The sequence below is a fragment of the Sulfolobus tengchongensis genome (genome assembly GCF_036967215.1).
Taxonomy (GTDB): Archaea; Thermoproteota; Thermoprotei_A; order Sulfolobales; family Sulfolobaceae; genus Saccharolobus; species Saccharolobus tengchongensis_A.
Genome location: NZ_CP146016.1, coordinates 375,833 through 402,546, shown reverse-complemented (window position 1 = coordinate 402,546; position 26,714 = coordinate 375,833). Strand labels below are relative to the sequence as shown.

Annotated in this window: 26 protein-coding genes; 11 read left to right on the top strand and 15 right to left on the bottom strand. The window is 34.4% G+C overall.

The features are described from left to right. Window positions 1-163: 163 nt before the first annotated feature. The 3 genes from V6M85_RS02075 (at window position 164) to V6M85_RS02065 (ending at window position 2,662) form a co-directional block, all read left to right on the top strand. Window positions 164-1,318, top strand: a complete 1,155-nt coding sequence (locus V6M85_RS02075) for a glycosyltransferase (RefSeq protein ID WP_338602370.1) — start codon at window positions 164-166, stop codon at window positions 1,316-1,318. Between the two features lie 228 nt (window positions 1,319-1,546). After that, window positions 1,547-2,140, top strand: coding sequence for a PIG-L family deacetylase (locus tag V6M85_RS02070; protein WP_338602368.1), 594 nt, complete (start codon window positions 1,547-1,549; stop codon window positions 2,138-2,140). Between the two features lie 336 nt (window positions 2,141-2,476). Next, on the top strand, window positions 2,477-2,662 hold the full coding sequence (locus V6M85_RS02065) for a hypothetical protein (protein WP_338602366.1): 186 nt from the start codon (window positions 2,477-2,479) through the stop codon (window positions 2,660-2,662). A gap of 19 nt (window positions 2,663-2,681) precedes the next feature. Here the strand turns inward: V6M85_RS02065 and V6M85_RS02060 are convergent, their stop codons facing one another. From V6M85_RS02060 to V6M85_RS02020, 9 genes are all read right to left on the bottom strand, one after another. After that, the gene (locus V6M85_RS02060) at window positions 2,682-3,662 is read right to left on the bottom strand and encodes an ABC transporter ATP-binding protein (RefSeq protein WP_338602363.1); all 981 of its coding nucleotides are present in this window, start codon (window positions 3,660-3,662) and stop codon (window positions 2,682-2,684) included. Beyond that, a complete protein-coding gene (locus V6M85_RS02055; RefSeq protein ID WP_338602360.1) occupies window positions 3,631-4,569 on the bottom strand; it encodes an ABC transporter ATP-binding protein in 939 nt (312 codons plus the stop codon). The genes V6M85_RS02060 and V6M85_RS02055 overlap by 32 nt, the downstream gene beginning before the upstream one ends. Then, on the bottom strand, window positions 4,570-5,922 hold the full coding sequence (locus tag V6M85_RS02050) for an ABC transporter permease (protein WP_338602357.1): 1,353 nt from the start codon (window positions 5,920-5,922) through the stop codon (window positions 4,570-4,572). A 2-nt stretch (window positions 5,923-5,924) separates the two neighbouring features. After that, window positions 5,925-6,971 (bottom strand): ABC transporter permease, encoded by a 1,047-nt coding sequence (locus V6M85_RS02045; protein WP_338602355.1) that lies wholly within the window; start codon window positions 6,969-6,971, stop codon window positions 5,925-5,927. Between the two features lie 11 nt (window positions 6,972-6,982). Further along, entirely contained in the window at window positions 6,983-9,697 is a 2,715-nt protein-coding gene (locus tag V6M85_RS02040) for an ABC transporter substrate-binding protein (protein WP_422398112.1), read from the bottom strand. 293 nt (window positions 9,698-9,990) lie between these two features. Further along, window positions 9,991-11,748, bottom strand: coding sequence for a glutamine--fructose-6-phosphate transaminase (isomerizing) (gene glmS / locus V6M85_RS02035; protein WP_338602352.1), 1,758 nt, complete (start codon window positions 11,746-11,748; stop codon window positions 9,991-9,993). A gap of 132 nt (window positions 11,749-11,880) precedes the next feature. Next, entirely contained in the window at window positions 11,881-12,378 is a 498-nt protein-coding gene (locus V6M85_RS02030) for a hypothetical protein (protein ID WP_338602350.1), read from the bottom strand. Next, window positions 12,375-13,877, bottom strand: coding sequence for an RNA helicase (locus V6M85_RS02025; RefSeq protein WP_338602347.1), 1,503 nt, complete (start codon window positions 13,875-13,877; stop codon window positions 12,375-12,377). Before V6M85_RS02025 ends, V6M85_RS02030 begins: the two co-directional genes overlap by 4 nt. A gap of 22 nt (window positions 13,878-13,899) precedes the next feature. Next, window positions 13,900-14,346: an alanyl-tRNA editing protein gene (locus V6M85_RS02020; RefSeq protein WP_338602344.1), complete on the bottom strand. Its 447-nt coding sequence runs from the start codon at window positions 14,344-14,346 to the stop codon at window positions 13,900-13,902. 36 nt (window positions 14,347-14,382) lie between these two features. Between V6M85_RS02020 and V6M85_RS02015 the strand changes: the two genes are divergently transcribed. Continuing rightward, window positions 14,383-15,390, top strand: coding sequence for a MupG family TIM beta-alpha barrel fold protein (locus tag V6M85_RS02015; RefSeq protein ID WP_338602341.1), 1,008 nt, complete (start codon window positions 14,383-14,385; stop codon window positions 15,388-15,390). 46 nt (window positions 15,391-15,436) lie between these two features. Here the strand turns inward: V6M85_RS02015 and V6M85_RS02010 are convergent, their stop codons facing one another. Further along, window positions 15,437-15,964: an LOG family protein gene (locus V6M85_RS02010; RefSeq protein WP_338602339.1), complete on the bottom strand. Its 528-nt coding sequence runs from the start codon at window positions 15,962-15,964 to the stop codon at window positions 15,437-15,439. 92 nt (window positions 15,965-16,056) lie between these two features. Between V6M85_RS02010 and V6M85_RS02005 the strand changes: the two genes are divergently transcribed. The 6 genes from V6M85_RS02005 to V6M85_RS01980 all read left to right on the top strand — a co-directional run bounded on the left by V6M85_RS02005 (window position 16,057) and on the right by V6M85_RS01980 (window position 21,834). Then, window positions 16,057-16,356, top strand: a complete 300-nt coding sequence (locus tag V6M85_RS02005) for a UxaA family hydrolase (RefSeq protein ID WP_338602337.1) — start codon at window positions 16,057-16,059, stop codon at window positions 16,354-16,356. Continuing rightward, window positions 16,341-17,504, top strand: a complete 1,164-nt coding sequence (locus V6M85_RS02000) for a UxaA family hydrolase (RefSeq protein WP_338602334.1) — start codon at window positions 16,341-16,343, stop codon at window positions 17,502-17,504. The genes V6M85_RS02005 and V6M85_RS02000 overlap by 16 nt, the downstream gene beginning before the upstream one ends. A 1-nt stretch (window position 17,505) precedes the next feature. Further along, window positions 17,506-18,639: a mandelate racemase/muconate lactonizing enzyme family protein gene (locus V6M85_RS01995; protein ID WP_338602332.1), complete on the top strand. Its 1,134-nt coding sequence runs from the start codon at window positions 17,506-17,508 to the stop codon at window positions 18,637-18,639. 158 nt (window positions 18,640-18,797) lie between these two features. After that, window positions 18,798-19,436: a GntR family transcriptional regulator gene (locus tag V6M85_RS01990; RefSeq protein WP_338602329.1), complete on the top strand. Its 639-nt coding sequence runs from the start codon at window positions 18,798-18,800 to the stop codon at window positions 19,434-19,436. A 30-nt stretch (window positions 19,437-19,466) separates the two neighbouring features. Then, window positions 19,467-20,285 carry a CoA ester lyase gene (locus V6M85_RS01985; protein WP_338602327.1) on the top strand — a complete coding sequence of 273 codons (819 nt, stop codon included), beginning with the start codon at window positions 19,467-19,469 and terminating at the stop codon, window positions 20,283-20,285. Window positions 20,286-20,676: 391 nt separating this feature from the next. After that, window positions 20,677-21,834, top strand: a complete 1,158-nt coding sequence (locus V6M85_RS01980; protein ID WP_338602325.1) for an RNA-guided endonuclease TnpB family protein — start codon at window positions 20,677-20,679, stop codon at window positions 21,832-21,834. Window positions 21,835-22,072: 238 nt separating this feature from the next. Here the strand turns inward: V6M85_RS01980 and V6M85_RS01975 are convergent, their stop codons facing one another. The 5 genes from V6M85_RS01975 to V6M85_RS01955 form a co-directional block, all read right to left on the bottom strand. Further along, the gene (locus V6M85_RS01975; protein WP_338602322.1) at window positions 22,073-22,471 is read right to left on the bottom strand and encodes a PaaI family thioesterase; all 399 of its coding nucleotides are present in this window, start codon (window positions 22,469-22,471) and stop codon (window positions 22,073-22,075) included. A 94-nt stretch (window positions 22,472-22,565) separates the two neighbouring features. Further along, window positions 22,566-22,931 carry a PaREP1 family protein gene (locus V6M85_RS01970; protein WP_338602319.1) on the bottom strand — a complete coding sequence of 122 codons (366 nt, stop codon included), beginning with the start codon at window positions 22,929-22,931 and terminating at the stop codon, window positions 22,566-22,568. Beyond that, entirely contained in the window at window positions 22,897-23,256 is a 360-nt protein-coding gene (locus tag V6M85_RS01965) for a PaREP1 family protein (RefSeq protein WP_338602316.1), read from the bottom strand. The genes V6M85_RS01970 and V6M85_RS01965 overlap by 35 nt, the downstream gene beginning before the upstream one ends. A gap of 158 nt (window positions 23,257-23,414) precedes the next feature. After that, complete coding sequence (locus V6M85_RS01960; RefSeq protein ID WP_338602314.1) at window positions 23,415-25,013, bottom strand: alkaline phosphatase family protein; 1,599 nt, start codon at window positions 25,011-25,013, stop codon at window positions 23,415-23,417. 341 nt (window positions 25,014-25,354) lie between these two features. Continuing rightward, window positions 25,355-25,909, bottom strand: a complete 555-nt coding sequence (locus tag V6M85_RS01955; protein WP_338604539.1) for a class I SAM-dependent methyltransferase — start codon at window positions 25,907-25,909, stop codon at window positions 25,355-25,357. A 111-nt stretch (window positions 25,910-26,020) separates the two neighbouring features. Here V6M85_RS01955 and V6M85_RS01950 point away from each other — a divergent pair, with 111 nt between their 5' ends. Further along, the gene (locus V6M85_RS01950; RefSeq protein WP_338602311.1) at window positions 26,021-26,680 is read left to right on the top strand and encodes an HAD family hydrolase; all 660 of its coding nucleotides are present in this window, start codon (window positions 26,021-26,023) and stop codon (window positions 26,678-26,680) included. The last annotated feature ends 34 nt before the right edge of the window (window positions 26,681-26,714 follow it).

Sequence of the window (26,714 nt, the reverse complement as noted above, 5' to 3'; positions counted from 1 at the left end):
AGAAGATAAGAATAAAATTTAAGAAAAAGAGACAAGACATGAACTTAAGTTAAATCATTAGATTTCAGTTAAAATGTAGGCTGAAAACATAGCATAGTTAAGAACAATTTGCAACAAGTTCTTTACTAATTAATTTAAAGCCTTAAGGCTGAAAACCTATTTAATGAGAATTTTAGCAGTTGTCGACTTTGGGCTTAATGAAAAAACTGGTGGTTATAAGAGAAACCTCGAGATAATGAAGAGACTTCCGAAGAAGGCAAAAGTAGATATAATACCTTCGATAAGAAACGTGAGATTGGTCTCTTACAGAAAAGAATTGGTATCATTATTAAAGAGCTTGAACTCTACTCCATCCTATATTCTAGATTTGTTAGAAAATACAAATACAGTAGAAGAATTTGAAAATGGATTAAAGAGAGATAGATATGACGTAGCAATGGTCTATAGCAATTCGTCTGAAAATATTGAATTAGCCAGAAAGATCACATCTGCACCAGTTGGGGTCCAATTACAACTTGAACCGTTTTACAAAAACTTAACTACTCTGTTTAGAATAAAGTTCAGAGGAATAACTGGAAGAGCTATCGTAAACTTTAAAGAAGCCGTTAAACGTTCCAAGGAAGAGGAAGAAAAGTGGAAAAAGTTAATCAGAGAAGGTACTTTAAATTTTGCAACATCAGTGAGTAAAACGCCATTAACGAATTCTGGACTGGATGAGATGATACCTAGTTTCGTAACAAAACCCGGTAATGCCTTTGATACACAACTATTGAAGTTTAGAGAAGAGGAAAAGGACGGAGATTATGCAGTGTATTTTACTAGACTGATGCCAGAGAAGGGATTATTTGAAGTTCCATTGATATGGAAAAAGTTGAAAAGAGATATTAAACTTTACGTGATGGGAAGCTTTTTAGATGAAAACGACATGGTGGACTTTCAACTTCTAATTAAAAGATTAAATGTTAATATTGAATATATAGGTTTTAAGGAGGGAGAGGAATTATATAGGTCTGTAGCAAAAGCTATGTTTACCATATATCCCTCTCATTACGATAGTTTTTCCCTTGTAATTTTAGAATCACTTGCTCTCGGAACTCCAGTATTTGCTTACGATACGCCTGCTATAAAGGAAATTTACAATAATATAAGGGGTGTTTACTTAGCTAAAGAAGATGATATCAAAGGTTTAGCTGAATTAATATCCAATCATGCCTTTCAGAAGAAAACCTATGTCCCCGTACCAGAATTTTACTCATCATGGGAGAGAGTTACAGATGCCGAATTTGAAGATATTAAAAAAGGGATAGCGATAGCATAGATAGGGAAATTATATAAACATTTAGGGTTTATATCGGAAAGTTTCTTAGATATAAAAAGAAGCTAATGTGAAACCCTCACATAGTGCCCACTGTGAGGTCAATTTTACACAATTTACTATATTATATAATAACAATAAATTATACTAATAATAATTCTTTAACACTAAGGATGTCCAACCACTGTTAAATTCTAAAAATTATATTATTCCATCATCTGTATATAAAGTATGAAAGTTTTGGTGATATCGCCACACCCAGATGACGAGACCTTATGCTGTGGAGGTACAATAATTAACTTAAAGAAGAAGGGATATGAAGTTAGAATTATTATTGTAACTGATGGAAGATATGGAGCACCAAAAGATGAATTAAAAGGAACTAAGGAGTTAATAGAAATCAGACGTAAAGAGGCTTTAAGAGCTGTTAAAAAATTAGGAGTTGATGATATTATTTTCCTGGATTTTGAAGATAGTAAAGTTAATGAGAAAAATACAGAAATAGAAAACTCTATACGTGCTATCCTAAGAGACTACAAACCAGATATAACATTCTCTCCAATTCCGCTTGATAATCATCCAGATCACGCTGGTCTAGGCAAAATAATGCTCAAACTCGCACCCTCGTCATATTTCTACCTAATTTGGATGCCGGAAAAGTTAAGGCTAGAAGGATGGGACGAGATAAAATTTGATATTAGAGAATATAGGCAGTTAAAAATTGAAGCTATTATGGAGTATAAGAGTCAACTAGGAGGTTTTTCTGAAGAATTCCTTAAGAGGCTTACCGGAGAATACGAGATCTTTTATAAACGTATCATTTAAATACTATAAACATTTCTCTTCAAATTAATATTAAACTTCACCTATAGAATTATTTCCAAATGATATTTTTACATTTAAAAATTTATAATATCTGTGATTACATATATATCGAAATAAACCTAAGTCATTAAAATCTCTAAAGTATTATAAAGTACTCTGATAATAATTTGGGTAATTTATAGCTCAATATAGATTTAAATAATTTTATTCAGTTAAACTGAGCTAATCAACAATTAGTATATAGAGAACATCTTGAAAATAAGATAAATATATATTATGAGAATAAATATAGTTAGTTGGGAAAAATTTTTAAGCTTTTAAGAGACAAAAATACGCATGGGATCGCTGATAAAGGTATTGGTTGGACTTTTGATGCTAGTGAGTGCTATAGGATTAGATTACTTTGGAGCATCTCTTCAAAGTCTGCAAATTTTAATAATTTCCATGATAATTGCAATAGCTGGAGCGTTAGTAGGCATAAGAGGACTAATAGAGTTTCTAGGAGAAAAATTTGGACATTAAAAATAGGAAAGAGAAAAAATTAATAAAGCCAGCAAGCTACATAGTGATCTTGATAAACTTCTTTTAGTTGTGGTTCTTCCTCTTTGCATTTAGCCATAGCGAAAGGACATCTAGGATGAAATACACAGCCTTTATTTGGTCTTATTACATCAACCTTAATCTTAATTTCCTTCAATTTATCTTTTAATGAAGGATCGATCCTAGGATAAGCATCAATTAAACCTTGAGTATACGGATGAAGCGGTTTTTTAATAACGTCGCTAGATTTACCTAATTCTACTATCTTCCCTAGATACATCACGGTTATTCTATCGGAAATTATTTTAGCAATTGGTAGTTCATGAGTAATAAGCATAAATGAGATTCCCTTAGCCTCCCTAGCATCTTTTATTATCTTTAAGATTTCACCTTTTAGTGACGCATCTAGCATTGTTGTAGGTTCATCAGCAACTATGTATTTTGGATCAACTATTACTGCACGCGCTATGCTCAGTCTCTGTCTCTGACCTCCAGATAGCTGATAAACCCTATTTTCTAGTAACTCAATTGGGAGATCGACTAGCCTCATAGCATCTTCAATTCTCTTTTCAATTTCCCTCTCTTTTCTATATTTCAGAGGCATTGCTAAAACGTCATAAACTCTCATAATAGGGTCTATAGATGAGTAAGGATCTTGATAGATCATCTGCACATATTTGCTAATAGTCTTTAACTTAGCTTTACTTACGTTAATTTCTTCTTGTCCAACCTTAAGGTAAACATCACCTTCAGTAGGCTTTTGAAGACCAATTGTAACTCTACCTAAGGTAGTCTTGCCTGAACCACTTTCCCCTACTATGCCCATGATTTCTCTATTCTTTATCGTTAACGTTACTCCATCTAACGCCTTTGTTACGTTTTTCTTTCCAAATAAAGAATTACCTTTAGTAAAATACACTTTCAAGTTATTTACTTTAATTATATAATCATCAGTAAAGCCAACAGCCAACCTCATCACCATCTGAAAACGTTTTTAGTTTAGGTTCTTCTTTAAAGCAAATATCTTTAGCAAAAGGACATCTTGTATTAAATCTGCATCCTACCGGAGGATTTGAAAGATCTGGCATTGAGCCTGGAATCCCCTTTATAACATCCTTATCTAAGGTAGCTATAGACTCAACCAGTAACATTGTATATGGATGCCTAGGTTTTTTGAATATTACCTCAGATGGTCCGTTCTCCATCACTTTACCTGCATAAAGAATGTAATCTCGATCTGAAATTTCAGATAATAATGCCAAATCATGTGTTATGAAAATTATAGATAAGTTTAATTCTTTTCTGAGTTTTTTCAGTAAGTTAAGGATGTTTTCTTGCACCATAACATCTAGAGCAGTCGTAGGTTCATCCGCTATTAAAACATCTGGGTTTAAAGATAACGCCATTGCTATGAAGGCTCTTTGCTTCTGTCCTCCAGATAGTTCATGAGGATACTTATCAGCTAATGAAGGATCCATATTGACCATCTTAAATAGTTCTTTAATCCTTTCATCATAATCGCCATTCCAATCATGTATACGTAAAACTTCGGTTATCTGATCCCTTATCTTAAATACTGGTGTAAATCCGGACATTGACCCTTGAAATATCATTGCTATTTTCTTCCATCTATAATTCTTCCTAAAAGATTCTTCATCAAGTTTTAGAATATTCTCCCCCTTAAATAATATCTCTCCTCCTTCAATTTTGCCTGGAAAAGGAATCAGCCTCATTATTGCGTAACCTATAGTACTTTTTCCAGAACCACTCTCGCCAGCTAGACCCACTATTTCACCTTTGTCTAAATATAAGTTAACTCCGTCTACAGCTTTAACAACACCTCTTTTTGTATAGAAATATACTTTCAAATTCCTTACTTCTAGCAACATTTACCTCTCACCTAATGTAATTCTTTCTACTGCAAATCCTATTAACACAAATGGAATTGCGACTATTACGATCATAGCTCCCGGAAACACTACCCACCACCACCAGCCATTAACTTGAGCTTGATAAGTTTCAGCTGCATCTAAGATTCCGCCCCAAGTTACTATATTTGCAGGAGCGATCCCTAAAAACGCTAGCGTCTGCGCGAGAAGAATTCCCGCAGGTACACCTAGTGCCATATATGCAACGGTAATCGGTATTAGCCTCGGCATAAAATGAGTAAAGAAAACTCTATATGACGGTATTCCTAATAACTTATCAGCTTCAACATAACTATTAGACTTAATTGATAATGCCATAGATCTAGCTATTATGGCATAAAATGGCCATGACAAAAATGCTATTAATAACGCTTCTAATTCAAGGCTTGGTTGTGTTACAAAGGAAACTGCAACTAAAAATGGGAGAGCTGGCAAAGCCAAAAAAACTAAAGTAACCCATTGAATCAATGAGTCCTTATTTCCGCCTAGATAACCAGATATCCCCCCAACAATTATCCCCACAACTACCGATACTAATGAAGTTAAAGCACCTATCTCTAATGCATTTGGTAAACCTAAAAGAACTCCTAAATCTAATGGTCTTCCAAAATAATCAGTACCCATTAAACCATAGGAATTCCCCAGTAATAATATATTTGCTTTAGACACATTAATTTGTTTAGAGGATACTATTTCTACTTTAACTATATATTTTCCTTCTTCCGTCAAAGTTAAATTAGACTTAGGTGAGTTAAACAATGCAGACGAAAGGACAGTGCTATTTACTATATTAGGAGTCTTACCAGTTATCGAGGATATGTAGCTCAAGATATTATTTCTAATACTAGTTAAATCAAATGGCACATTAAACTCCTCACTTGGTATGTTTATTTGTAAGGTATTCCCATCGGGCTTAGTCCAATATAATACTTCCTCTATAGGACTAGCATTAGTTGATATAATGAAGTACACGTTGTATGCAGGTAACGTTTTTGACCAGTTAAATTCAAATGTAATTGAAGAAATATAAAGATTCTTAGCTGGTGAATACAAAGAGACATTTGTAGGTGAAAGTTTTACTGTAGTAAAATATTTGTTAGGATAAAAAATAGATAACCATGCAGGAGGAACATGTTCAGGGTACTCACTCCATGCTGCAGGGTTATTCCATGAGGCGTATACATGTGAGGGAACTGATAAAGCAATCCCAGTGAATATGAGCAAGACAACAAGAATTATTAAACCTGCTAATCCAATTTTATTGTGTAAAAAATCTTTTAAATAAGAAGAAAAGCCAATATCTCTTTTACTCATATTTATTCACCAACTTTTATCCTTGGATCTAATATACCATATATTAACTCGCCTAAAAATAACCCAATGAGCAAAACTATTGTCAAAACATAAGTTACTCCTAATATTACCGGCAAATCATTCAATGTTATTGCAATATAAGTTAATAAACCTACACCCGGCCATTCAAAAACTACTTCCGTAGTTAAACTACCACCTAATGAACCCGCAATGGCTAGAATAGCTTGAGTAGCTATTGATGGTGAAGCAGTACGCAAAACATGTCTATACAGTATTCTTGAATCCGGAAGACCCCTAGCCTTAGCCGTAATCACAAAATCCTCTTTCATAATAGAAGAAACTAAACTTCTAACAATATATGCAAAACCACCAACATTCACAATAAAAATCGTAATCAATGGTAAAGACATATGATAAAGAACGCTTAGACCATAGTCGAAAGGATTTTTAGGTGGAGGTACTGAAGTCATCCCACCAGATGGAAATATTCTAACGGCATAGGCTAAAGCTGCAATTAATACAAAACCTAACCACCATGTTGGAATACTAGAATGTATAACCGCAATTATTGCTATTACTTTTTCCCAGAACCTTGACTTCGCAGATAATAAGCCTATGATAGTTCCTATTAATATGAATATAATTGTAGCTGTAGTGAATAGAAGTATTGTATTTGGTAAATAGTACGCAATAATCGCACTAACTTCTCTAGAACCAGATGGAGCTTGAATGAAATATGCAGTACCAAAATCGAAACGTAACAAATTATACATTTGAATGAAATATTTATTAATAATAGGCTCATTAAGACCATATGCAGCTATTAGAGTTTCTCTATACTTTTCTATAGAAAGTTGTACTTGCGTAGTGTTCAAATTATGGGAGTTTTTTAATAAAGATTGGGCAAATTGAGAAACTTGAAAATTAATACTCTTAGCTATAACTTCTTGCAAAACTGGGAAAGTAAAAATGTAAAGAATTGTTAAAGTGGCGATTAAAACCGAAAAATAGATAAGTACCTTTTTGGCCACGTAAGTGCCATATCCCATATATTTTTACCTCATCTTCTTCTCATAAGCAGAAGTACCAGCAATATTATTACTATTATCACTAATACTATTATACCTGCTAAATAACCAATAGTTGAGGTGCTCTTTGTTATTGTTATAGTACTAATTAAAGTACTAATGACAGTAGAGACAGAGGTAGTTGTAGAAGTTATGATAGAGGTGGATGTACTAGTTGTGGTAGTAGTAGAAGTGGTTGTACTAGTTGTGGTAGTTATCGCGGGTAATACTATAAGAGTATAAGTTACTGGATTTATTAATATAGATGTGTTCTGATAAGCTGATACTGTAACTACATAGGATCCAGGCGATAAATTAGGTGGTATCATGAAACTAAATTGACCATTAGTACCAGTAGTCTCTTGATAGCTAGCTATAACTGAACCATTAGTATACAGTAATTCTAGATGAACCACGACATTAGGTGCTGGTTGAGCTAAAGTACTTCCAGCAGTAGTACCCATTACAGTACCATTAAGAACCTCACCAGCAGTTACAGTAGATGGAACACTGAGTGACACAGAGTAGATTGCAGGCATTGATAAGGCTATTGAGGGTGGCATTAAGTGGAAATAGGGATTCTTTACCAATTTCGCATATGGTGGAGATGCACTAGGATTCCATGCTACTAAGATAAAGGGACCGTCACCTATCATTGCATTACCATAACTTTTCATAAAGTTAATTGCTGCTTGATAACCAGCGATAGCCTGTTGTGGAGTAACCAGCGTTATATTACTTAGATTCTCTACTTCTATTAAACTCTTAGGTATATACCCATTTGTGGAAACGTTTTGCAAAGCGGAGATTATATACCCTACATCAGTTGGACTAACTAAATTTAGCCAATCAATTCCTTTTGATTGTGCAGTTCCCTCAGACCATGCAGCCTTACCTTCTGCAACCACAGTCTTCATGCCAACATATACTTGCCATGGGAAGTATCCTCCAGCAGGTTCCTCAGCATAACCTAATGGATTAAATGCTAAGAATAAACTCGTAACAGCCTCAGTGGGATCAAAGAACCAATCATTACCCCATATTTCTATTGCAGTAGAGTTAATTATCTTAAATCCCTTAATCGTCTGTAAACTCGGGCCATACGCCGAAGATGCTTCTGAATCGTATATTGGGTTACTTGAGTTTAATGACATTTCAGATGCTACGATGTATTGATAAATAATATCAGCAAGGGTTATGTTTTGGCCGTCTGCCCATTTATCATTGTTGATTAATGGAGCTAAATTATATATTACCGCCATTTGAGCAGTAGTGTTAGGAGGTACTTTGGTTATTTCTTGTTTTACAGGATTCCACCACAAGGCATTTGAGGGAACAGGAACTACTGCGTTAGGAGTTAAATTAACTATTTTATAAGTATATATATACGGTACTGGATATCCAGAACCAGGTATAGTTAAGTATTGTGGAGTAAATAAACCGTTTGCTATTTCATCAGTATATGAATCTGTAAAACCTACACCAGGATTTGCTGATCCTTGGCTTAAATATCTCACACCTATTGTAATGTTAGGATAGGTCCCATTTATTATAGAAAGATAGGTCTGGAAGTTTAATAAGGTTCCTTGAGCGTAGTTAGGATAGACACCATTAATATTTGGCAATACATACTCTGGAGTAAGACTCATTCCTAAACCTATTCTAACTGACATATTTATTCCAACATTAACTAGATCATTAACTAGTTGATAATACTGTTGGGCACTAGTAAATTTGCTTTGAATTAAAGTTAAAGACCAGTTATCAAGCTCATTAGCCTCACTAAGCAATAATGGGGATTCGTATTTAGTATCATTATAAGTTCCAAAGGTTAAACCATAATATGAAGAAAATGGAGCATCGCCGGCAAGAGTAGAATAAAGTCCTTCTGGCAGTCCTGCGTCATAATAGCCATATGTGCCACCCCACGCCTCAATTAATATATCCCAAGTAGTATTTGCTGGATCACTACCATATACAAATGAAATTTCTTTTTGAAGATTACCTTGGACTTGTTGCACTGTAAAACCTAATCTCTCCAACTGGGTAATGAAGTATTCTGCATATTCTCGTCTCACAGTTGCATCAGTCCTTACAAATACGTAAACGGTTATTGGTTTTCCATTATAGTACCATTTTCCATTTATATATTGGGCTCCATGTGCAGTTAGTACTTTATAAATGGTTTCGTTTGCATAGGTAAAGTTGTAATGTATATAAGCATATTTTGCTAAAGTATTTTGTAAATGAAGTATACATTGCTCTCCTGCATATAACGTAATTGATGGTATTCCGTAACCATGAAGTATGTTATCTACAAAGTATGTTCTATTAACTATAAAATTGAGAGCGAATCTAACTTGCTGAAACTGGAAGGGATTAAAACCAAAAGTAGTATTTAAAGGATTTACCAATACATCATAATATGTAGAAGGCATTAAGTAAGCTTTAGCCCCAGGAGGTAAGGCAGTATATTCAGAAGGAGGTACAGCATATGCGTAAAAAGCTACCTGACCATGCTCAAATGCTAATATACCATTGGCATCATTTCCATTATATGAAATTATCGTTATACTCGTAGAAGCCGGATATGAATTAGCACTCTGTGAAATTACATAAACCGAACTAGACATCATTACAAATAGTATTAGTAGAGAGATGACCTTTATATTTCTATTATTTAATATTTTACCCACACTATCCACCATATATAGTTTCTAGTATCCTTAATATAAAGTTTATGCGAATAACAATGTTTATATGGATATTTAATTATAGCTAGATTCATAAAAATTAAACAGTATATGAAGGTTTTAAGAGATGGATTTCAAACTTTTCTTGCTTTACTTACTTTTTGTAAATAAGATATAAGATGAGTTTATACCGAGATGAATTAAAATTATGGAAACTCCTTTTAGCAATCTTAACTTATTTTTAAGGAGGTGATTTTAGGGACTGTCGTTACGGATGGAGACTTCTACCTCCTTAACTCCACATTGCATTAAATTATCACAGCTTTTACCAAACCCGGTGGAGTATCTATTGGTAATCCTCTTCTGACTCCTAACTTATATGCCATAAGTTGTAAAGGAATTATATTACTTATAGGGCTTAAATCTCTGCTTGTCTTCACAGTCCTTATATCACCATCATTATCGGAAATAGTTATTATGATACTCCCTCTATCTCTTACAGCCTTAACTACCTTATTATATAGATCCTCAGCTTCTGCTGGTTTAATCAAAATGATCGGATATCCTTTATTTGCTAAAACTATAGGTCCGTGAAGCAATTCTCCCAATTGCATGCCCTCAGCATGAGTCATTGAGGCTTCCTTAAACTTTAAGGCACCTTCTAACGCTATAGGATAATTTATGCCACTGCTTGAAACATATAAACTTTCCTTATCTAGTTTCTCCACTGAATTTTCAGCCTCTTTTTCCATTTCTTGCAATCTGGTAGAGAGTTGCTTAGATAGTTTCTCGATTTCGCTTTTTAAATTTATTAAATCATTTTTATCGTTTTTTCCAGAATGCAATCCTGTATATACTGATAAAGTTTTTAACACAATTATCGTGGATGTAAAAGTCTTAGTTGCGGGAACAGCCATTTCAGGCCCCGCTGTTATTGGCAAATACACATTAGATTCTAAGGCTAATCTGGAACCCACTGAATTTGTTACTCCTAAAATTACTGCTCCTCTTTGCTTAGCCATTTTAACGCTTCTTATGACATCGCTCGTCTCCCCACTTTGACTAATTGCAACAATTACCGATCCAGTTGAAATATTATCTAAAGCATAGTAGGGAAATTCTGCTGCACTAACCACATTTACATTTATACCGATCTCAGAAAAGTAATAAGAGGAAATTAAGCCGGCATGAAGGCTCGTACCATTACCTATAATATAAACGTTCTTTGCCCCATAAATTATCATAGAAGCTAAAGAAAGGTATTTTTCCATCAGTGAGGTAAAGGAATTCACTAAGGCTAAGGGTATATCGTAAATTTCTTTTAACATGAAGTGAGGAAATCCTCCCTTTTCGACTATTTCCTCTTTATATTTAACCCTTTTTATTTCTGGCTTTATTTCAATTCCTTCACTATTATATACTCTGACATCATCCCAAGAAATTATTGCAACTGAGCCCTCTGGCAATATCATAGCGTTCTCAGAAAATCCACTTAATGAGGGTAAATCGCTTGAAATGTATTTACATTCTTGAGCTAAGCCTATCATTAAGGGTTGACCATTATTAAGAGTAAATATCTTATCTAAACCTTCAACAATAAAGGCTAAAGAGAAAACTCCTTTAATACTTTTTAAAATGTTTAGTGATGCTTGGAAGTAATCTGATGAGTTCTCCAAAATATGAGATATAATCTCAGTATCCGTAGTGGATACAAATCTGTGTCCATCCTTTTGTAATTTTTCTCTGATTCTCTCATAATCATCTATAACCCCATCCATTACAACTGCTAATCTACCCTTACAGTCCAATATTGGATGTGCGTTTTCTAATGTCGGCCATCCTCTACTAGCATATCTTGTATGCCCTATAGCGATCTTTGAAATATCATTTACTTCAATTTCCTGTCTTGAAATACTACCTAATATCTTCTTAACTACTAATGAACCTCCATAAAGATAAGCAATGCCGGCACTATCATACCCTCTGTATACTAGTCTTCTTAAACCTCTATTCACAATAGAGACATCAATGGGACTCTTACACACATATCCGAAAATTCCTCCCATCGTTTTTCTAATTTTTGTAAACATTTAAATATTTAATAGTATTAAAGTGATCACATAAGGTCATTTGTAAGCTATTCTAAATCACTTCCAGTTCTAGTATTGAAACTTATTAATTCCTAAGGATGGAAATTTTTATCTCTTAACTTCTTTTTGCGTCAGATTTAGCGCGATTAGCACTAGGATATAAACTTCAGGATTAATCAGAGATAGAGTAGAAAGAAATTTTCTGATCTGCATTGGTTCTGGATTATTTTCCAAAACTTTTATAATTCTTGGCAACAGATCCACGTCTATCTCTTTAATGACTCTTTCAATTTCGATCTTATTTATCTCAACGCTCTTTAACAAATTATAATTCGAGACACTTTTAAGAGCTCTAGCTTTTGTTAAATCCTTATTATTGATTACTGCAAATACAATAGGATTTCCTAGTTCCTCATCACCTAACTCTCTATAGATAGAATAAAGTAAATATCCTGCATGGAGCTCATTACTTAATAAATCATGTAATCCAATTGCTAGCTCAATATATTTTTTTACAAGTTTCTCATCTCTTTTCATTCTATTTGCAATTATTGGAATAATGTACGAGTATCTTTCTCTAAATAGTTTTAAGTTCTCTATGCTCATTCATTTTTCACCTTAAAGGCTAAAAAGACTAGTTTCTCTCCATCTTCCTCAATTTCACTCTTGTATCCCTTAGCTAAACTCCTCTTAAACCTTAAAATCCCACCATTTTCTAACCAATCATATGCTATTCTTGAACACTTTTCAATAATTTCATTACCTTTCCTAAAATATACCTTTACACATTCATTTCCATATTCCAATAATTTTCTCTTATTTTCATAAAGGAACTCCGGTGTAACACTAACTATTCGATCTGAAATTAGTAAATCTGCCATCACGAAGTCTGCTAAAGCTTCAAAGGCTTTTTCTAAATCCCTTCTATCCATCAAATGATTTATACCACTTAATTTCCTTATTAATCCCTCATCAATACTTGGCTTTAAGACCATTTTGTTGGCATATCCTTCTTTATTGTAACACCCAAAGGGATGTCTTAAACATATTTTAATATTTGAGAGCAAGTTATAAGTGCGTTCAGTTAATGAATCATAGTTCACTTTACTTATCCATACGTATAATTTACCTTCTTCTCCCTCTTTCCAAAATCTTAAAGCTCTTCCTGCTCTTTCCACTATTAACGGTAAAGGTGCTATCTCACTAATCACGTATGGATAGTTTACATCTAAAAGCTTTGTAGTTATAAGAACCTTACAATTATCGAAATTCTCTATAAAGCGTAATGACGTAAATATACACACATTTTCCTCTTTTTTCTTTAATTTTTCATATATCTCAACTGCTTTATCCTCAGAGTTTAAGAAAACTAGAACTCTATCATTAATTTTGTTAATTATTTCAAGAATATCATCCTTTGTAAGTTCATATTCCAGATCTGGCACTTTAAAGTTATCATCTATAACCTCCACTGTCTCATAAGAAACTCCTCCTAATTTACAATTATAATAACCTTCTTCTTTTTTAACGCACTCTCTACCCTGAATTCCTTGGCCATACTTATTGACAATTGAAACTACTACCATCCTTTTACCATAATTCCTAAATCTCCTTATGATCTCTTCTTCAAAAAGAGTTGATGGGGTCGAAGTGGAGAATATGGTAGTTACCCCAGCTTTAGCCAATTCGTGAGCAGATGCGACTAATCCAAGATCTGGCATTAGTTGGTATTCGTCGAAAATTACTATTGACGTAAGTATTGAGAATTTTAGTAACTCAGAACTGGGATCACTTATAGAACTGTCGTATAAGTTAAAAAAGAATTTACTGAACTTTAATTGAACTCTAGTTGATAGGATCTCTTTTTCATCACCCCGTTCAACTATATTGGGAACTACATGAGAGACTCTGACGAAATTATTAGTTACGTGATTGGATAGATAATTAGCTAAAATCAACGCTAGTTCAGTTTTTCCATAAACAGTTGGGAAGTTAAGAATGAAATTGACATCATCGCACGTAGAGAATTTCTTTCCACTTATTTCTCTCTCTGTTTCTTTACAATTAAGAATCTCTAAGACCTTGCTTATTCCCTTCCTTAACACATTTGTAGATTTGATTTAAAAATTAATATTTAACGTTAAACGCAATTTCTAATATTTGTTTAGAATTCCTATATCTCCAATAATCCTCTACTATTTCTCCTATTTCACCAGTTGTCCTAGTATGTTGCTTATTGCAAGCGTTAATATTCCAGTCCGGTATGATTACAATGTATAATTCCTTAACTTCCGGGGGTATTGGAAATAAGTCGTAGATCTCATCTCCGTACTTTTTCTCTGCATTTTCTCTAGGTAAAACTTCAACTAAAATTGGAGCGTTCTCTTTAATCTTGTTGTTTGCAAGTTCAAAAACCCTTTTCATTTCATCATCAGATGGCTTTCTTTCAAGTTTCACTGTTAATCTCCCATGATCATTACTGACATAAGTGCTTGCAGTCCATTTTGCACCTAGGACTTTTCTCACGGCACCTTTAACTACATGTAGGGCAGTATGAGTCCTTATCTCAATCACAAGAAAAATTTTAATCTTGATTATTTATATTTTAACATGAAAAGGAAAATAGGCTTATCGGTCTTTCCAGGATGGAAGGAAATAAAAGACGAGCAAATTCAAGTAATGAGAAAAGCTAGGGAGCTAGGATTTTCAGAAATCTTTATGGGTATTGGCCCTGGAACTCATTGGAGAACCGGAATTAAAGACGCTTTCGAGATAGCTAAGGAGATTTTAAAAGAGGCAAACAGATTAGATTACTACACTTTCGTTGACATAAACCCTGAAATACTTAAAGAGCTGAATTCCTCACCTAAGAATCTATCACGCTTTCTGGAAGTGGGTTTCAGAGGAGTCAGAGCAGATTATGGATTTAGTAAAGAGGAAATAGTAGAAATGAGTAAGCAAGTAATAGTAGAACTTAATCCGTTTGAAATAAGCGTTGATGAGCTAGATTACGTAACAAAGTTCTCAAATCCAGAGAGAATTAAGGCTACACACAATTATTATCCAATACTTTATAGTGGAATATCAAAAGAGGTTTTTCTAGAAAAGACTAAACTTTTCAAGGAAAGAGGAATTGAAATAGGAGCTTTTATCTCTAATCCAAAGTTTAATTTAAGAACAACATTGGAGATTTTGAGATTTACTGAACCGTTCGATTCCACAAATTACTTATTCAATTTTGTGGATAGGGTTCTTATAGGCGATCCCATTCCAGATGAGAAAACTTTGAGGCAAGTTGCTAATGTCGCTAACTCTGAGATTACTAAAATAAGGATTACTTTATATAATGACGCATTTAAGGATTTTATAAACAAAGTCTTCCACGTGGAGAATTATAGAGAATATGCAGTAGTATGCTACACTAAGGATAGTGGGAATGTAACAAGCCAATGTTATACAAAGATATTTAAGAACGCTGTGACTGTGAGGGGAAGGGAGTTGTGGATATTCACTAAGGATTTAGGAATAGGTCCCTATACATTAATTGGTGAAATCGATGATATCAATTTAGAGATACTTAGAATGTCAAAGTCTGTCACTTTTATGGATAAAAAATGATGGCGATTATAATAACCATAGCTCATAATGAAGACATAGGCACTAGCTATCCAAACCTAGTCTCGACACTTTTCATATTACCTCTGCAAATTTCTTCTGCAACTTCACCGGGATCATTAAAATATCTTATTTTGACTACTCTCCTATCATCTATATACTCTGGGAACGCTCTTGCGAAATGGTCAGTACTTAAACCAGTCTCAGTAATTGCGTATATGGGCTTACCCATTGCATAGGCGAGCATTATTTCGATTTCAGTACCAACCCCACCACCTAAAGATACTAATACGTCTCCTGATCTAACCAAAATTACAGATCTGCATCTAAACTCGCAACCTGATCTAATAGGAATCACTTGAGCTGGCAAATCTATATTTTCCCTTTCTATTGGTAATATTAGAACTACTGTAAGCCCTTGTTTAATAGCCTCATCCACCACAGTTTTCATCAATCCCCAATATCCTCCTAGAAGCAATGTGGGATTACAAGGACTTACTTTTCTGACGAAAGATCTAGCTTTCTCTGCGATTTCCCTGCTTGGCTCCTCACTATGAGCTGCTACAGATATGATCATAAATTGTTCTCATTAATCAAGTTAATAAAATAAGTGCCAACATAGTTTTTGTATGCGGTTAAGTATATATACTTTTTTTCAGAGAATAATTTATGCCTCATTTTCTAATTCACAATAAGCAAGATAACGTTGGTGTAGCCATAACTGACATTAGGCGAGGAGAGGAAATTGAGGGTGTTTATATTGAAGATATGTCACAAGGTCCTAAACTAAAAGCTTTAGACGAAATTCCGTTGGGACATAAAATCGCCCTAAAGGATATTAGACAAGGCGAGTTTGTAATAAAGTATGGCAGACCGATAGGATCAGCAATTAGGGATATTAGGATGGGAGAACACGTTCATGTGCATAACGTAAAGTCTAACAGGTGGAGTAAATGGAAAAACCCGTGATAAAAGGTTACATTAGAGAGAACGGTAGCGTTGGTGTAAGAAATTACGTTGCTTTAATTCCCGTAGATGATTTATCTAACACCGCAGTTTTAGGTGTTTCCAAACTTATAAGGGGTACTGTACCAATTCCTCATCCTTATGGTAGGCTTCAATTTGGTAAAGATCTCGAATTACTCTTTCATATTCTTTCTGGTATTGGATCTAATCCTAATGTGGCATCTGCAATAGTTATTGGTATTGAGGAAAATTGGGCTAATAGGATAGCGGATAAAATAGCTGAAACCGGTAAAAGCGTAGAAGTTTTCCCAATTGAGGGAAATGGAGATTTAAAAGTAATTGAAAAAGCTAGTAGAAAAGCTAAGGAATTTGTTCAAGAGGCCAGTGAGAAGCAGAGAACTGAGGTAGACCTTTCATCTTTGGTCTTAAGCATAAAGTGCGGTGAAAGTGATACTACTTCCGGTTTAGCTTCTAATCCAGCTACGGGATACGCTGTTGATAGACTAATAGACTATGGTGCAACGGTACTTTTCGGTGAGACCTCAGAACTGACCGGAGCTGAAGATATAGTAGCTAGCAAAATAATAGATCCTTTATTAAGAGAGAAATTCATGAAAATCTACAAGGAGTATGTAAGTTTTATTGAAAGTCAAGGAGTTGATTTATTGGGTTCGCAACCGACAGAGGGTAATATTAAGGGAGGACTATCTACCATTGAAGAGAAGGCATTAGGGAATATCCAGAAGTTAGGTACAAAACCAATTACATGTGTTCTAGATTATTTAGATCTATTACCTAAGGGATCATCTAGATTATGCTTTGTGAATACTTCATCAGCGGCTGCTGAAGCAGTAACGCTATTTGCAGCTAAAGGCTCAGTACTTCACTTATTCACTACGGGTCAGGGTAATGTTATTGGAAATCCAATAATTCCAGTAGTCAAAATATCTGCAAATCCAAAGACGATAGCGAGCATGAGTGAACATATAGACGTGGATGTGTCTGATCTGCTTCAGCTAAAGGTTAGCTTAAGGGAGGCTGGAGAGAGAATATTTAATTACACTATCAGAGTTGCTAACGGTAGACTAACTTCTGCTGAGATACTGCAACACGATGAGTTCTCGCCAACAAAACTTTACATAAGTGCCTAAAATGAAGGTAGATAAAATAACGTTATTACCGGCGTCAATTCCATATATAGATGATCCAATGCCAGAATGGGTAGAACAGTGGGGAATACAATTATTTATAAATGTGAATGTTGAAGATAAGGAAGGATTAGGAGAGGTATTAGTGGCCGGAAGTGGAGTAATTTCAGCTTACATTGGAATTTTTAACGATCTAATAATTCCCTTTTTAGAAGGAAAAGAAATAAGGTCGATAAGTGAAGTTTATGAAACTCTTGAGAAATTATTGTTTTCAGCTGGATTATGTAGCATAACCTTAGGCTCAATAAGTGGTATTGAAACTGCATTGTGGCACGTCTATTCTAAGGTAATTAATAAGCCAGTACATTATTTATTAGGAGGTAAAATTAGGGATACGGTACCAGTTTACGCTAGCTTCCCTAGATACAAGACTTTAGAAGACGTAGTTAGTGCAGTAGAAAAAGCAATTAAAAGAGGTTTTAAATTGATAAAGCTTCATCAACCTCCAAATATGGTAATTGAGAGCCTAAAGAAGATAAAAGATACATTTGGCGATCAGATTAAGGTAGCAGTAGATTTAAATTCGCCATTTGATTACGCCTCTGCTCTAAAATTTCTTGAGGAAATCTCACGATATGATATTGAATGGGTAGAAGAGCCTATTTATCCCCCTAATGATTACGATACCATTAAGAGACTAACGAAAGACTTTCCAATAGCATGTGGTGAAAATGAGTATACTCTTCATGGATTTAAGAAATTATTAGAAACCGGAGTATTATATATACAGCCAGATATAGCCAAAATAGGTGGAATAAGTAAGTTCTTGAAGGTTATAGACTTGGCAGAGGTTTACAACATTAAGATAATGCCACATCTAAGACCACAAAGATCTGCTATAGCGTTATATCACACTTTACAAGTAGCTTCAGCAAGGAATAATATAATACAAGTTGAGTTTCCATTAGCTGAAATTCCTAAAGACTTATTTGGAGTTGAATTCAAGATATTTAATGGAATGGTAAATGTTCCAGATGACATATCAATTGATAAAGAACTACTAAAAAATAAATACTCATTAAAGGATAAAAAACTGAGATTATTAAAGTTCAGCGATCTTACTGAAAAAATACTATAGATAAATATTTCTATCTATATCTTTTACAACTATTCTTTATGAATTCGTAGGAGAACAAACTACCAACGGTTTAAACTCATATATAAAATTGGAAGGAACAACTAGCATTATAATCGCGTAGTAGTAATGTTTTTAAGTTCACTAAAAGATATTTTCACATGTCATTATCACAAACAGCATATGAGAAAATTCTGGAATACATTATCACTGGTAAATATAAACCAGGTAGTACTTTAAAAGAAGAGGAACTCGCATCACTCCTTAAGATCAGTAGAACGCCAATTAGAGAGGCACTAGTTAGGTTGGAAAAAGAGGGGATAGTGACAAAGAATGGAAAATCTTTCACGGTTATACCGCTAACAGAGAATGATATACTTCAACTCTACGAAGTTAGGATAACGTTAGAATCACAATCTGCAAGATTAGCTGCTATGAGAGCAACGAATGAAGAAGTGGAAAAGATCTTAAAGATTATGAAAGAGATAAAGGATACTACGGTAACAGATCCTTTGACTTTAGCCAACCTTAATGGTAATCTTCATAGGGCGATTGCAGAAGCATCACACAATAGATACTTAATAGAGATATTGGATAATATTAGATTAAAGCTAAAAATAATTAGAGTGACGTTATTTACTAGCTTCCAAAGGAGAGATGATGAGCTAAGAGAACATGAGAGTATTGTAATCGCTATAAAAAATAGAAGCCCAGATTTGGCTTACGATATGATGAAGATGCATGAGGAGAAAGTATTAGAATACGTTAGACAGAACGTCCTACCTATATTATTTAGATAAAATTTTATCCTATACTTTCATTAATAACTTATGATTAGGAGGTCTCAATTATACGTACCCTCTATATCAGAAAAAATGATTAGGAAATCAGTTGAGTTAAAGGCTGACTCGATTATTTTCGACTTTGAAGACGCAGTTCCCCCAGAGGATAAGGAGAAAGCTAGGGAGCTATTGAGTAAGATATTAAAGGAATTGGATTGGGGAAAAAGGGAACTATGCGTCAGAATAAATTCGTTACAATTATTAGATTCTTACAAGGATATTGTAGCAATCTCCAGAGAAGATAAGATAACGTGTATTGTTGTCCCTAAGGCCGAGAACGATCTATCATTTCTTTATAAGGCTACTGGAAAGTCTCTGATCCCATTAATAGAAACCGCTAAGGGAATAGTTAAGATAGAGGATGTAATTAGATCAGAAGGGGTAGTTGGTATAAGCTATGGGGCTGCAGACTTAGCCTTATCTTTAGGCGGAGATTATAGTTTTTACGAGAGGAATGAGTACATTAAGACTCTTATAGTTAGTAATGCTAAGGCGTATGATGTAGATGCCATTGATAAAGTATATTTTGACTTGAAGAACGTAGATGGATTTAGAAGAGAATGTGAAGAAGCTAAAAAATTGGGTTATGTTGGAAAGCAAGTTATTCATCCATCTCAAGTTGAAATAGCAAATGAAGTTTTCTCACCGACTAGAGAAGAAATAGAGTGGGCTAAAAAGGTAATAGAGGCGTACGAAATGGCTAAAAAAGAGGGAAGAGGCGCGATAAGGCTAGATGACAAGTTAGTTGATTACGTACATTATAAGATAGCTAAGAGAATAATTGAATTTCAAGGGGCTAATCAGTAATTGTTGTTCTATCATTTTTATTTATAATTAAAAAATAAAACCTATAGTTCGGATCCTACAACTTGTTTCTGACTTCCTCCCCGCCCTTAAAAAGGCGAAGCTTTCTGTCCGCAATTTTTGTAATGAAATTAATACAGCCATTATCGATGTAATAAAAGTACCATATATCGCTGCAGCTCCTCCGAATTTAGAATCAGCAGCTGACCATACGTTATTGGTATAAATGCCCAATCCTTCTGTCTCAAAAGCTGGAATCGAGTTGTATGCAATTGTAGTGACAATGAACACAAATACGCCAATTACAAAAATGCGGGCAGAAAGCTTCGCCTTTTTAAGACGGAGATGAATGTCCGCGTAATGTTTTTTAAACAGTTTCTTCAGAAATAAGCATGTGCTGAGGGCTTCAGAGCGAGCTACCCGTGAGGGTAGTTCCATCGAGGAGAAGATCGTGACAGTCAAAATGAAGATCTACTCCTCGGCTCTGGAGCCCTTAGCTATGAAATATATGCAAGCTAAGAGGTTCGTTCTTCAGTGGTTATATGAACACAAAACAACTTCTCTAAAAGAAGTACATAATGCATTATATGAAGTCCTCAGGGAGAAATTTGGTTTGAAATCAAAACTTGCTCAAGATTGCTATCGTGATGCTGTTGCCGTGTATAAGAGTTGGCTAAAGAATCCCAAAAAAGGAAGATTTCCAGTCTTAAGAAACATCTCCTTATGGTTAACGCCAAAATTAAGCTATACCGTTGATTTCAACACGATGACAGCTAAGATATTGGGAGAGGAAGTGAAAATAGTTGGATATCCTCACAATCTTTCACAGTATAAAGATTATCAACTTAAGGAAGCAAGACTAGTTAAGAGAGGAGATGATTGGTATCTTAACGTAACAATGAAGAAGGCAATAGAAGTAGAGAAGCAAGTTAAGGGGCTTATAGCTGTTGACATAAACATGGACTTTATCACGTTAGGTAATGATAAACAGGTTATAGAAATATCAACACGTCTAGATGATTCAGCGCATTATAAGAAACTTGCTGAGAATCTGCAGAAAAAGTACCCCAAGAGGTGGAGGGAGAATAAGAGAATTCTCAATAGGATTAGTAGGTTTCATATAAAGGCGAGGAATATTGTGCGAGACTTTGCCAAAAAGGTTGGTAAGTGGGTGGTTGATGAAGCAAAGAGACTGGGTGCTAACTACATAGTCCTAGAGGATCTGAATAAGATGATTTCTCATGTGAAGGGGTTGAAGAAGAATTATAGGGAGAAACTATATTTGATGCAATATAGACGTGTTCAACAATGGGTTGAGTGGCAGGCTAAGAAGTATGGATTAAATGTAATATACGTTAAACCAGCGTATAGTTCAACTACTTGCCCTAAGTGTGGAGAGAAAATGGTTGAATCTGGGTATAGGATGCTTAAGTGTGTAAAGTGTGGTTTTGAGGATCATCGTGATTATATAGCTGTGTATAATCTTTGTGCGAGGGGGTCTCTGACCCTCTTAAGTGCCCCTCAAATGAGAGATGTAGTCACGAATCGATGAGGGGAACCCTCGCCACTTTGATGGCGGGGAGAAAGTCAGTAAAAGTGGAAAAATAACCAGCAAATAAAAAAGCCTTCTCTTCTGAAGGCTTATCACTAACTTATGTTAAGAACTGGATAAGTATTAGATCACTACCTATTAGAAATCTTCTATTTATCGTATTTTGTAAAAATAATAAATACTACTCTTTAATCATGAGTATGAAATATTTTCCTTGGTCGATAAACTAGTATTATACCTACCTATATACAACCCATGTACCTAATGCCTTAGCACATAAATTACCATTACCGTCATATGCTGAAATATCAACTACAACTAACCTTTTCCCCTCACTTATAACCCTAGCTTCAACTACAAATGGTCCATCTTTCATAGGTTTGAGAAAGTTTATTTTGAGCTCGGCTGTAACGCCATCCTTTACATCATCTAAAGTTCTTATTGCCATGCTCCCTGCGTAATCCACAGCCGAAAAAATAACTCCTCCGTGTAATATATTTCCTATTCTAGTTAGTTTTTTGTCAAAATTGAATGACAATCTGGAATATCCTTTCTCTAACTTCTCAAACCTTATACCTATGAAGTTAAACATTTCTTCTTGCTTAAGTATTTCGTTTAGCTCTTCAGCTGTCAACATAAGAGTATTTTGTGATTGAAGATTTTAGATTTAACTCTTCTACGTACATGAAATTCAATGAAATTCAAATTGTATTTATAAAAACTGTTATCTGTCACAATCGATTTATAAAATATACAATGTTCTTTACTTTATTTCCTTTCTCTTTAACGTCTTGAATCTTTAGTTTCATCTCATGAAATCCATAAACGTGAAGTGTCCAGGATGATAACCAAATTTCCCATACTTCCAATGATACTCTTTTGGCTACTTCAAAGAGATAAACGCTATCCCATCTTCTTCTCTTCTTTACCTTTTCTAGTATGTCTGTCATATTTAATTTTACAGCAATCAACTTCAACGCCTCCTCAGCAGCCTTATAATACTTCTCACTAGCTTGAACAACATCACCCTTACTCAACAACTCATCAGCCTCAATTATCCAGTTAAGAATTTGCGATCTTATCTGAGAGCCCGACAAGTTTTCTTACCCTTTCTACACAATCTAGTAAAGGATCTCCCTCTAGATGCACTGTATTTAACGCTATTGCACAGTCCCAATAACTATCTATTTTCTCATCATATGCTTTTAATTTCATTACAATTTCGAATAAATCTTCAATGTCCCAATCCCCCCTAGATTTTACCTTTTCTAGTATGTCTGTCATATTTAATTTTACAGCAATCAACTTCAACGCCTCCTCAGCAGCCTTATAATACTTCTCACTAGCTTGAACAACATCACCCTTACTCAACAACTCATCAGCCTCAGATAAATATACGTCAGAAGCTGTTAGTAGTTTCACATATATTTCTCTATAAAAACGAGTATTTATTTATATGCATACAAAAGCAATTATCATAAGCGAAATTATATAAATTTCAAAACAATAAAATAACCATATCAACAAATGTAATGGAAAATTTGCTCTTCCATTATATTGATTTCACTATATATTACTAATTAAATGTTTCTTTTCTTGTATAGCACTAAATAACTTACAAATATTGCTAATGCGATTACTACAATTATCAGTGGTATCATATTTTCAATTGATGTGTTGCTAGTTTGCGTTTTTACACTGTTTGCATTTGCGATAACAAAATATTTTGGGAGAGAGTAGTTTCCAATACCCATTTTTTGATACAGCAGTTGGTATGTGGTATAGTTGTTATTTATAGTTGCAACGTACCCGTAATGAATAGGGTATTGAAGCGGTATCGGATAGGTCCAATTTGACGGCGTTAAAATTATTGGAGGTCTTGGCTTCATGCTAAAGTTAAACGCATATAGTATTGATTGAGGGCCCAACTCTTTAACAATCGGGGTTAGGTAAGGTAAGTTGAAGTCATAGTCAATAAATGCTAAGATGGAATAGCCAGACGCAGTATAGTTATCGATGAATCCCTCCTTTGCATATGGCGAAATTACAAGTAATGGTATTCTTTGACCTAGGCTAAAATAGCCCGGTAAATATCTCGTTATTGCTGGATCATAACCGTTACCTTGAATTATCGGAGGAGGTACTTGATCATAATATCCTCCTCCCTCATCGAATGTGATGAAGATTGCTGACGAGTTCCAATCTGGACCTTCCATTACTGCATTTATAACATTCATTATAGCTAACATTGCAAGAGTAGTGTTATATGGAGGGTGTATATCATATCCCGGAATGTGATCATCATATCCCATTATTCCGGTGAACATGACAAAAGAAACTGCTGGTAGTGAACCGTTTTTAGCTTGATTTAGGAAATCTGTTAAGTCATGATAATGAGAATTCCACATATTAGCTCCCTTCAATAGACTAACCGGTAACGGTGCTGTATTATTATATCCTAGGTATAGGTCTGGAGAGAGTATTTGATAGTCTTGAGAGTAACCGTACTCATACCAACCCCAACTTATATTATTTTCAGATAATTGGTATAGTATACTATCATTTATTGGTAGTTCTCCAAACTGTGGTGCATCACTATTTACGGGAGCTGGAAAACCCACTATATAATCTATTCTATTAGGTACCGTGAGTGATAGTGTAGGAGAGAAGTAGTTGTCGAACAAAACGTATTCTTCAGCGTAATCCCAAAGCAAGGGTACTTGCTCATAAGAGATGTAAGCTAATGACTGTACTCCAGATCCGTTTATGAATCCGTTCATCTTCCCATAATTCCAGTCTATATGATAGTAATTGTATCCTTCTAATGGATCTTTTAGAACGGTAGTATTAGCGTAATAGGGATGATAGGTCTTATTACCATAAGTTAACGTTATCCAGGTAATATTGCCGTTATTTTGTTTCAAGATATTTACTAATGATAGATTATAGATGTAATTTACTGGCCTCATCAAATTTAATGTTATGTTATTGACAATTGGTGGATAACCAAATGGATATGTACCAAAGATACTATCGAACGCATGATTTTCAAGAATTATTATTATTACATGTTTTATTGGTGTTTGCGTAGTTACTGCATATCCCATAGTATTAAAGACGGTTAACACAGAAAAAAACACTAACAAGAGAGAAATGTATGCTAACTTTTTAGCTTCCATGGTTCTAAACTTCAAAATAGCTCTTAAAAATTTTATTTTTTTAGGTTATATAACATTATACAGAGATATAGATAATATATAGAAATATGTATTTTACATAACGAGCAGGCATTTGTTTGAAGATTTTCTAGAAATTTTAACATAACTCTAATACTAATAAAAGTGCTTATATATAAAATGAGCTAATACCTCCTTACGTACGGAGCATTCCCACCTCAAGATACGCTTTCATCCCCCTTAACCTTCTGGGGTTAAAAACAGCCCATGGATCAGTTTGCGGATTTAAAACTGTTTAGGAAAATATATCTCCATTTATCTACCTTGAAATCAAACGACCGACCCTATTCTCTCCTAACCACAGCCCATCTTTCCATAATTGATTTTCCTTCTTTTATTACCTTAAAATTACTTAAAATCTCTCTCCATTCTCTTTCATCAACATCCCTTTTATCTTTTCCTATAAAATTTCTCGTAACGCTAAGATAAACTAACCCATCATTCTTAAGGATTCTTTTAATTTCGTTTAGAGCACCTTCATGATCTATTGTACAACATAGCATCAGATTAGAGAACACAAAGTCTATACTGCCATCCTTAATGAATTCTAATTTTTGGGCAGGAGCGACATAGGGAATTACATTACTTAAAGAAAGTTTTTGCATTTTCTCCTTTAATCTCTTTATCGCTCTTTCATCGGGATCTATAGCGTAAACTGTCTTCACAATCCTTGCGAGAATTACAGTGAAGAACCCAGGTCCGCTTCCTAAGTCTACTACTACATAATCTTCCTTAAGATATTCTCTAAATCTAGATATTATCCTATTTGGTGAAGATACTAGCCTTCTTAAGGGATTATCTAATACAAATGGATTTATGTACCTATCACCTTTCTCCATACGGCTTTCATTATCTTTCTTAATCACCCTTGCATATAATTAATCTTTTCCTAATTCCAAAACCAGACTTAAATGAAGTATATAACCCTGCACTTTAATATGGGTAATTGTATGTCTTATAGTGCAATTTTCGTTGATTTTGGATATACGCTCGTGGGATTTAGACCTACATTCTATGAAAAATTGCACCAAATTCTTAAGGACTATGGCTACGATATAGACGTTAAGAAAGTTTTCAGAGCTTACGTTAGGGCAATGTCTTTGCTAAACTATCCCGAACCCACTGATATCAAAGAGTTTCTCTACAATTTAGGTGTTTATCCCAAAGAAAATTTAGTTAATGTAATAAAAAATTCTGATTTACGCGATGGAGAGGCTTTCGTTTATGATGACGCAGTGGAGTTCCTAGAAACAATAAGGAGTATGAAATTGAAATTGATTCTAGTTAGTAATTCGTCTCCTAGGACAAAGAAACTATTAGAGGAACTAGGATTAATAAGATACTTTGATTACTTAGTCTTATCGCATGAGGTAAAGGTAGTTAAGCCAAATCCCAAGATTTTTAGTATCGCCATTTCAAAGGGTGGTTATCCAGCACTACATATAGGTGATATCTATGAGATAGATTACATTGGAGCTAAGAGAAGTTACTTGGATGCAATACTAATAGATAGAAATAACCTATACCCAGAAATAGGAGATAAGGTTAAGGATCTAAGAGAGGTTCTGAGCAAATTTTCAACTAATGAAAAATTTCTAGGAAGTCGTTAAGTATTTCCATTAGTAAACTATATAGTTTATAATA